Genomic DNA, 9371 nt, shown 5'->3' with positions numbered 1-9371 from the left:
CACCATCTGCTGACGGTAAAAGGGTGTGAGCCAGCACTTGATGTGCTGGCGTTTGAAGGTGATGAAGCCCTCAGCAAGCCGTTCCGCTACCGGGTGGAGTTCACCAGCGCAGATCACGCCATCAGCAAAGAGATGATGCTGCTGAAGGCCGGCTCCCTGACGCTACAGGCCCCGGTGGACCAGGGCTACGGCATAAAAATGCAGCAGCCGGTGCGGGTAATTCAGGGGGTGGTGAGCGGGTTTGAACGCCTCAGCACGTCGAAGGATGAAACCCGCTACGCCCTGACGCTCCAGCCGCGTTTTGCGCTGCTTGACCGTTCGCACCAGAACGCCATCTACCAGGATATGTCGGTGCCGCAGATTGTGGAAAAAATCCTGCGTGAGCGCCACGCCATGCGCGGGCAGGATTTCCTGTTCTCGCTCTCAAAAGAGTACCCGCGCCGTGAACAGGTGATGCAGTACGGTGAGGATGACCTGCACTTCATCACCCGCCTGCTGGGCGAGGTGGGGATCTGGTTCCGCTTTACTACTGATACGCGCCTGAACATCGACGTGGTGGAATTTTACGACAGCCAGCAGGGTTACGAAAAGGGCCTGACCCTGCCCTCAGTACCGCCGTCGGGCCAGCATTCGGACGGCGTGGACTCGGTGTGGGGCATGGAAAGCCATCACCGCGTGGTGCAACAGCAGGTCAGCACCCGCGACTACAACTACCGCCAGGCTACGGAAGACATGAATACTCAGGTGGATACCACCCGCGGGGATACCACCACGTACGGCGATGCCTATCATTATGCCGACAACTACCTGACGGCGGGCAGCACATATGACCGTAACCCGGCCCCGGAGTCCGGCGCATTTTACGCCCGTATCCGGCATGAGCGTTACCTGAACGGCCAGACGCAGACCCATGCCATCACCAGCAGCCCGACGCTCTCTCCGGGTATGCTGCTGAAAGTCGCCGGCGGTAATGAAGTGGCAGCGGTGTTCAGTCAGGGCGTGGTTGTCACGGCGATGCGCAGTCATGCCCGACGTGATGAAGACTTCAGCGTGCATTTTGACGGTATCCCGGACAGCACGGACCTTGGCTTCCGCCCTGAGCCCGGCAGCCGCCCGGTAATGGCGGGCACGCTGCCCGCCCGCGTCACCAGTACCACCGAAAACGATACCTACGGTCATATTGATAAAGACGGCCGCTATCGCGTCAACATGCTGTTTGACCGCGACAACTGGGAAACCGGTTTTGAGAGCCTGTGGGTGCGCCAGTCTCGTCCGTATGCGGGCGACACCTATGGTCTGCACCTGCCGCTGCTGGCAGGTACCGAAGTGGCGATTGGGTTTGAAGATGGTAACCCGGACAGGCCGTATATCTCCGGCGTACTGCACGACTCGGCCCACGGCGACCACGTCACCATCCGCAACTATAAGCGCAACGTCCTGCGCACCCCGGCGAACAACAAAATCCGCCTCGACGATGAGCGCGGTAAAGAGCATATCAAGGTCTCCACCGAATACGGCGGCAAGAGCCAGCTGAATCTCGGGCATCTTGTTGACAGCGACAGGCAGCAGCGCGGCGAGGGTTTTGAGCTCAGAACCGACAGCTGGGGCGCGATACGGGCGCAGAAAGGCATCTTCATCTCGGCGGACGGGCAGGCGAAGGCGCAGGGGGATGTGCTGGAGATGGGGCCAGCAATTGCAAGGCTTTCAGCAGCATTAGTGGAAATGGAATCTCTTGCAGCCAGCGCACAGCAGGCCCAGGCGCTGGCGGCCGATGTCAGCCGTCAGCAAAAGCTTCTAAAGCAGAGAATTGAACAACTGCATGAGGAGGTTATCCTGGGCAGTGCCCCGAAAGGGGTTGCGCTGGTAAGTGGCGAGGATATGCAGCTGTCAGCCGGTGACAATCTGACCCTGACGGCGGGCAGGCAACTGGATGTTGGTGTGCAGAAAGACGTCACGCTGGCGGCCGGTAAACAGCTCAGCCTGTACAGCCGTGCAGGGGCAAAGCTGTTCAGCTCGCATAACGATATTGATATTCAGGCTCAGGGAGGAAATATCACCACCTGGTCGACGCAGGACACGCATATTTCGAGTGGCAGGAAACTGGTTGTGACGGCGCAGGATGAACTGACGCTGATATGCGGAGGCGGCTATATCAAAATCAAAGGCGGAAATGTTGAAATAGGCGGTCCGGGTAAGCTGCTGATAAAGAACACGGGAATAAAAAAAGCTGGAACCGGCAGCATGCAGGGTGTGATGAAATCGTTTGAGCCATCAACATTTGATGAGAAATTTGTCATCAGAAATGCGCTAACAAAAGAACCTATACCAGGTAAAGCGTACAAAATCACTATGCCAAATGGTTCTGTTGTTTCCGGTATTACTGATGCTTCTGGAGCAACGACACTCAATTCATCAGATGTTATCGACAATATGATTATCAGCTTAGTTAAGGCGAATTAAGATGAGATGGAATCAGTCAGACAGGAAAGTCCTCACAATTATAGCCATTGTTGGTGTACTCCTGTATGCCATTTATAAAGGGCTTCAGTTTTTAGCTGGTGTATCAATGGGGGCCAGTTTTGGTGTCGGCCTTGGAGGAATGAGCGGTTCTCAAAAGACAGAAGAGTCACGAAAAGTTGAAACGGATGCTTCGCCTCAAATTATTTATCGCATAGATAAAAATCGATACCTGACGTTAGAGAATTATATCTCCTGCGATAAGGGTGGGCAGGTCTATTACAATGACACGCAACGGGGAATAAAAACACACCTGGGATGGGATAGCGATTTTTATGATTTCTCATATCGTCGGGGGAATAATTTAGCAGCTTATCAGGGCTCTATTATTAATGGGGCGGATAACGGTTATCTGGCATTCCCCGGCGCATCTACCCGGCAATATTGCGGTAGTGGTAACTCCACAACAGGTTGCCCTGTATTTTTCTATTTCTCACCTGACTATGGTAAGTCTTTTATTTATCAGATAGTGGCAATAAAACGTAGGACCCCTGAACGTTTTAGCCAGCTTAAAGTGGTGGTGGCGAATGATGGGGTTTATCTGAGAGACGAATCTAAAGCAGAAAACATCTATTCTCATCCGTGGGGCTATAATGATCTCCATTCAGTGAATAAATTTAGAGTTTCTGACGGTAAGTTAATAAACATATACGATGATTGGCAGAAGAAAACTTATGAATTGGTCAAGGAAGAGTTGATAAGAAAAAAATTACCTTACGCAAACGAGTATGGCCCTAAATTTCAGATATTCGATTATACCAGGTCAACAACTCCTCCAAAAACACATGATGAAAGTAATGCAATTGCAAATGAATTGTCTGACATTCGAATTAGGATTGAAGATAAAGTATATAGTGACAGACTCAAATTCCCAAAACTTTCAACGCAAAGCATAGACTCTAACTACCTATGTAATAAAGGAATTGAAGCTAAAACTATTACGTATACAACTGAGTCGAATGGGAAAAAGGAGGTGGTAAAAAATGGTCAATAACACTGGGCCTGTTCGAGAGCTTGAATGTCAGCTTGATGATAATGGGCATCCGTCCTGGCAGTCGTTCCCTTCTCATAAAAATTGCCAAATCAGAGGTGGGTGTGATTTACCTCCACATTTGCCTGGTATTATTATTCTTGTTCATGGTGTTAACTCGACAGGAGAATGGTTTTCCATTGCGGAGAAAAAAATTTGTGAAGGCTTGAATAAGAGGCTTGGTCTAAATGGAACGTCTTATGAGCTGGAAGCCAATAAATATCTTTCTGATGATAAATTGGAGTTTGAACCTCTTATAGAAAGAGATCTACCCGCACCTAAGAAAGAAACGTCTCCAGTCATTCGCTTTTACTGGGGGTATTCTCCAGTTAAAGGTGAAGAGGATAAGTATATTATCCCTTTGGCAAATAGACAGGGTGTTGATTATCACCAACTAAAAAGAGACGGGATACCTCACGAAAGTATTTTGAAGCAAGGGCCATTTTTTTGGGGGGGAGGGCCATTTCAGAATGGAACAAATAATTTGCACTCTGTTTGGAGTGAGAAAGGGTTTGATGAAGGTCCATTTTTTTTTAAAGTTCAATGGCTCAATGAAGATAAAGATCGCCTTTTAACCAATGCACCTCCGAGAAAATACTATGCTCATGCAGCCAAACGTCTTGCAGACCTGATTGATAGTATTCGTAAAGAATATCCCAAAGATACGGTTACCGTTATTTCTCACAGCCAGGGAACGATGGTGGCAATGGCTGCGGTTGCGATTGCTGAGCAAGCACCTGATGCATTGTTTGTACTTAATTCTCCCTATGCACTGGATCACAACGATCTTAACGGTGCGTCGCTTCCTGCAGAGGAATGTATCTCACCTAAAGGAAGGCAAAGCACATTGTCTGCCATTGTTGATAAGGTTGCTTCCAGAAAAAATCACCTGTCATCGCTTGGCTATGAGGGGCTTTGCGTAGGTCAGACGGTAGATAAAAAGAGCTGGCGGCCTGATGTCACTCTTGCTGGTGAAAGTGGCACCAGTCTTGCCGAACGAGATAATCATGGGCGCACTTATATCTACTTTTGTCCGCATGACCGTGTTATGGGGTCACGCCCGCTACGTTCAATTGGCTGGCAGGGATTACCCAATGATTCTCAGGGGCAGCCTCATCCTCTGCTGAAAAAGCATCAGGGAGATTTATTTCAACGCATGCTGGCTCGCAGTACTCCATGTGGCGAAGCTCCAAATGCAGTAACACCTTTTGCAAAACTGCCGGATGGGAAACCCTTCTGGGATGATAAAGGCGACGAGTATCAAAGCAGTGGTTTCACCTATCCGGATCCTCCAGAATGGCAAACGGTATTTATTAATGCCGAAAAGGTACCTGAACCTATTGATGCTGCAAAATTAGCTGATTTTGATGAATCACGTGTTGGAGCTGAACACGATGACAGACAGATAGATGGTTGGGGGGAAATTAATCCGGATAAAAAACTAAAAAACGACAATACCTATGATAATTACATCAATCTATATCCCAATCAGGATATTGTGATTGGATTTAAGAATCTTGGCACGCAATCTGAACCGAGAATGGTACCAGTCACTCGTAAAGAAACGTTTGAAGAAAAAGATCTTCGATTAAGATCCTATGTTTCTCAGCCAACGGACCACAGTACTTTGCCAATGCACGCTGAGTTTATGTCGCAGGTGGTGGCTTATGATTTGCCGATTGGGTATTGCGATGCAACCTGGGATAAGGCATTTATGGCCGATTTACGACGTAAAGCGGATTGGGTGCAGGGTGAGGATCCTTATCTCTTCGGTGGAATACCCGACAAAGTGCCGGAACCTGATTTAATTAGCCGAGATACGGTCATTGATGAATTTAATAAAGCACAAAGTAAGCTACCAGCTTACAGAAATGTAAATAAGGCATGATTATATTTTATATTGATTTTAATGTTTAACGTGCTTTGTAAAGTCAAATGAAATATTTAATTATAAAGAAGGGAATGACAAGTGGGGAAGAACGTTGTTGTTTTAGGCGATGCCACTACACATGGTGGTAAAGTCACATCAGCCTCATCCAGTTTTGATATATCCGGTAAAAATGCTGCACTTTTGAATGACACTGTGTCCTGCCCTGAGCACGGCACAAATAAAATTATTGAGTGCGATATTTCTGCTTATGAAGAAAACGGCCGAGGTATTGTATTACATGGCTGCAAGACGCAGTGTGGGGCGAGCGTTATCGCAAGCATGCAGGATATGGAGGTTGGCTGATGGGATGGTCTCTGCCGGAGGTGCCTGAAAAAGAACCAGCACCGGTCTGGTCGCCGTGGGTTTGTCTGCTGATTATTATCCTGGGTCTTTTTATAGGGTTGCTTGTGGCAGTGCTGAAGTCACCAGCAACTGGCTTACCTTCGTTGAGCAGCGGGTACTGGCTACCGCTGACGGCCTGGACATTTGCGGGCATTTCGGCAGCCATCGCGGTTTACAGCTTCTGGTGGGAAACGCTGGCAATCCGTGTCTGGAATTGGAATGAGTGGTGCCGAAACACTCGTCTGAAGTGGCGCTTACGCGCGCTCCAGCATCTTGTCATTCTCAGCAATGTTTTCATCGCTGCCGATACGGACCTGTTGTCTCGTCTGGCACATACACAAGAAGGGGATAGTGCGGACACACCGCCTTTAACGTTGTTGCCGGAAGCCCCCCTTACGCCAGGAATTTCACGTTTTGAGCAGCTACTCAGTCATCTCATTGCTCAGATAACGCCTTCGATTCGTCGACGATATCCTTCCGGCCCACTCCAGATTATTGTTCAGACCAACGGTAATGATAACGAACGGGAACTGCAGTCATTCCAACGTATTTGGACAGCAGAATCTCCACCCTGGAAAGTCGACGTTCATTTTCAGGATGCAGATTTTGGTGACTGGAATCAGTTTGTGGGATCAACAAAGCGGCCCGTACTGGTGCTGGCAATGCACTATCGGTTGCCCGATGATGTTCTGCCTGAATTTGCCAGCGCGTTGTTTATGATTCATCCGTCGATGCTAAATCAGGGTGAAGGAAAAAATGCGTTACGGCTTTTCCGGGCGATGCCGCTCAACATCCGTACGCTTGCAACGGAACTCAGTGAATTACGGGATATGGCCCTCACGCCTGCCAGCAAGAAACACCTTGTCTGGCACAGTGGACTGGCAGATGCACCACGACAGTCAGTAAACAGGGTGCTGAATGATCTGTCGGTTCCTCTGTACGATAGCATTGGCACTGGCGGTGTCATTGACTATGACACAGCATGTGTACGGTATGGCGGTCTTGCTGGCTGGGCAATGATTGGCGCTGCGGCTGAGATGGCTGCTTATGGCCCCGCCAGCCAGTGGCTTCTTCTTGCAGGTGAAGATGATGCCTGGGCTGTGACGCTTGGAAACGCCGCCCCTGTAGTCGGGCATGATCATTTCGTTATTCAGCCACCCTTTCCCGGGGGGGCTGTTCTGATGGCATTACTGCTCAATGCCGGGCTGTACAGCCTGATGATTCACTATTTCCCGTCAACGGCATTCTCCTGGTCAGGGATCGCTCTTCTTCTGCTGTCACTGATAGTGACATTGCCCGGGCTGGCCATTTTGCTGAGACGAATTACAGCCCGTCTTCAGCGCCCGGAATTTATCAGGGTTGCACGACACTCCGGAAAGGAATAACCGGTATGAAAAAGGTTTCAAAGCCACTGGGCGCTGGGTTACTCATCGTGGCAGCCCTGTTGATGATACTCTTTGTTTTTGCACAGACAACGCAGCTGCCCTCCGGTAGTGGTGAAGATAATTTCTGGTATGTGCTGGCAGGTTTCATCATTCTGACTGCCACATTATGCACCCTGGTGTTTTTTACGTTGTCCAGGCAACAAAATCCCTCTCCCGTTACGTCTGATGGTGACAACAATCACAATGAAGAAAGAACGTCGGATCAATATGATTTTTCATCGCTGAGCAAGCACCTCAGAAGACGGTACTCGTTCTTCTGGCGCCGCAAAGTCCGCCTGCTACTGGTCACCGGCGATGAAGCCGCGATTGAACAACTGGTGCCCGGCCTGCAACAGCAGCAATGGCTGGAAGGTAACCGCACGGTTCTGATTTTCGGTGGCAGCCTGACTGCTGATCCCGATAAGGAAAAATACACCGCGCTGCGTAAACTGCGTCGCGGTCGCCCGCTGGACGGGATTATTCGCGTGATGCCGACATCGCTGAACCTCACATCTCAGATTAGCGATAACGACCTGCGCGGCCTGGAGAAAATCAGCGAACTGCTGCGCTATGCTGCCCCGGTCTGGCTGTGGCAGCTGTGCGATAGCGACTGGTCGCAGGCGAAGCGTGCGGAGCAGGCCGTGGGGGCAAGTTTCCCGCTGCGTTCGCAGGCTGATGACATCAGCCGCCAGCTCGAAGCGCTGCTACCGGAACTGCGCGCCCGGGGCGTGAGCCAGATAGTCGAAAATAACATCCACGACTTCCTGCTGCGTTTGGGGCAGCATCTGAAAGAGGGCGGTATTGCCCGCTGGGCTCAGCAGCTGACGCCGTGGCTGTATAGCTCGCAATCGCGTATTCCGCTGCGGGGGCTGGTGTTTAGTCTGCCGGGGAGCCAGGCTGTTGATTCACCCGAAGGCACTGTTGCCGCCGCTGATGTGGAAAAATACCGCGCTGAATCCCAGAGCCATGCCCTTGCGCTCCCGGTCACCTGGCAGGGCGTGGTGGATGACTGTACCCGCCTGCGTGGTCGTCGCGTCGGTATGGCCTGGGAGCAGACGCTGGCATGGGCCATCATGGCGGTGGTCGGTGTTTGGGGCGCGGGCATGCTGCTTTCCTTTGCGCTGAACTACGGGCAGATCTCTTCTGTCGCCGGAAAAGCGCACCATCTGGTGAAAGATCCCTCCGTGTCCGATGCTCAACTAACGGCCCTGTATGACTTGCGAAACGATGCCGGCCGCCTGCAGCATCATGCCCAGGACGGTACGCCGTGGTACCAGCGCTTTGGGCTAGATCACGGTCAGCAGCTGCTGAATGCGATGCTGCCGTGGTATGGCGTGGCGAATAATCGCCTGATACGCGACCCGGCAAATGCGGCCCTGACGCAAAAGCTTACCGCGCTGGCTAACTCCGCGCCCAATAGCGACCAACGTGTGCAGCTGGCGAAGCCCGGTTATGACCAGCTTAAAGCCTGGCTGATGATGTCGCGCCCGGACAAAGTGGACGGGGCTTTTTACGCCCGTACCATGAAAGGTGTACAACCGTCTCGCGCAGGCCTCTCAACCGGCCTGTGGCAAAGCCTGTCGCCGGATCTGTGGGCCTTTTACATCTCTGAATTGCCGAAGCAGCCACAGTGGAAAATTGCTTTGTCCCCGCAGCTGGTCAGCCAGGGTCGCCAGGTGTTGTTACAGCAGATTGGCCGTCGCAATGCCGAAAGTACGCTGTATGAAAATATGCTCAAATCGGTGCGCCGTAACTTTGCCGATGTCTCTCTGGAAGACATGACCAGCGGTACGGATGCCCGCCGTCTGTTCGCTACCGATGAGGTGGTGCCCGGGATGTTTACCCGTCAGGCGTGGGAAGGGGGGATCCAGCAGGCCATCGAGAAAGCGGCCAACTCCAGGCGCGATGAAATTGACTGGGTGCTGAGCGACAGCCGTAAAGCGGTCTCGGCTGACCTGTCGCCGGAGGCGCTAAAAGCGCGCCTGACCCAGCGTTATTTCACCGATTTCGCCGGTAGCTGGCTGAGCTTCCTTAACAGCCTGCGACTTAACCCGGCGAATAATATTGCTGATGTCACCGACCAGCTGACGCTGATGAGCGATGTGCGCCAGTCACCGCTGATTGCCCT

General features: G+C 51.4%; 6 protein-coding genes. All 6 read left to right on the top strand.

The features are described 5' to 3' along the window. On the top strand, positions 1 to 2460 hold a 2460-nt coding region (locus VGM55_RS06330; protein WP_331635009.1), incomplete at its 5' end, for a type VI secretion system tip protein VgrG. Position 2461: 1 nt separating this feature from the next. Next, positions 2462 to 3511, top strand: coding sequence for a T6SS immunity protein Tli3 family protein (locus tag VGM55_RS06325; RefSeq protein WP_331635008.1), 1050 nt, complete (start codon positions 2462 to 2464; stop codon positions 3509 to 3511). Then, positions 3501 to 5435, top strand: coding sequence for a T6SS effector phospholipase Tle3 domain-containing protein (locus tag VGM55_RS06320; protein WP_331635006.1), 1935 nt, complete (start codon positions 3501 to 3503; stop codon positions 5433 to 5435). Before VGM55_RS06325 ends, VGM55_RS06320 begins: the two co-directional genes overlap by 11 nt. Positions 5436 to 5516: 81 nt before the next feature. After that, on the top strand, positions 5517 to 5780 hold the full coding sequence (locus VGM55_RS06315) for a PAAR domain-containing protein (RefSeq protein WP_331635005.1): 264 nt from the start codon (positions 5517 to 5519) through the stop codon (positions 5778 to 5780). Next, complete coding sequence (locus VGM55_RS06310) at positions 5780 to 7204, top strand: hypothetical protein (protein WP_331635004.1); 1425 nt, start codon at positions 5780 to 5782, stop codon at positions 7202 to 7204. The genes VGM55_RS06315 and VGM55_RS06310 overlap by 1 nt, the downstream gene beginning before the upstream one ends. A gap of 5 nt (positions 7205 to 7209) precedes the next feature. Continuing rightward, a partial coding sequence (locus tag VGM55_RS06305; protein WP_331635003.1) for an ImcF-related family protein occupies positions 7210 to 9371 on the top strand: 2162 nt, incomplete at its 3' end.

This window comes from Cedecea sp. (assembly GCF_036500665.1).
In the GTDB taxonomy this organism is placed as follows: Bacteria; Pseudomonadota; Gammaproteobacteria; order Enterobacterales; family Enterobacteriaceae; genus Cedecea.
This window is presented reverse-complemented; position numbering and strand designations above follow the sequence as displayed.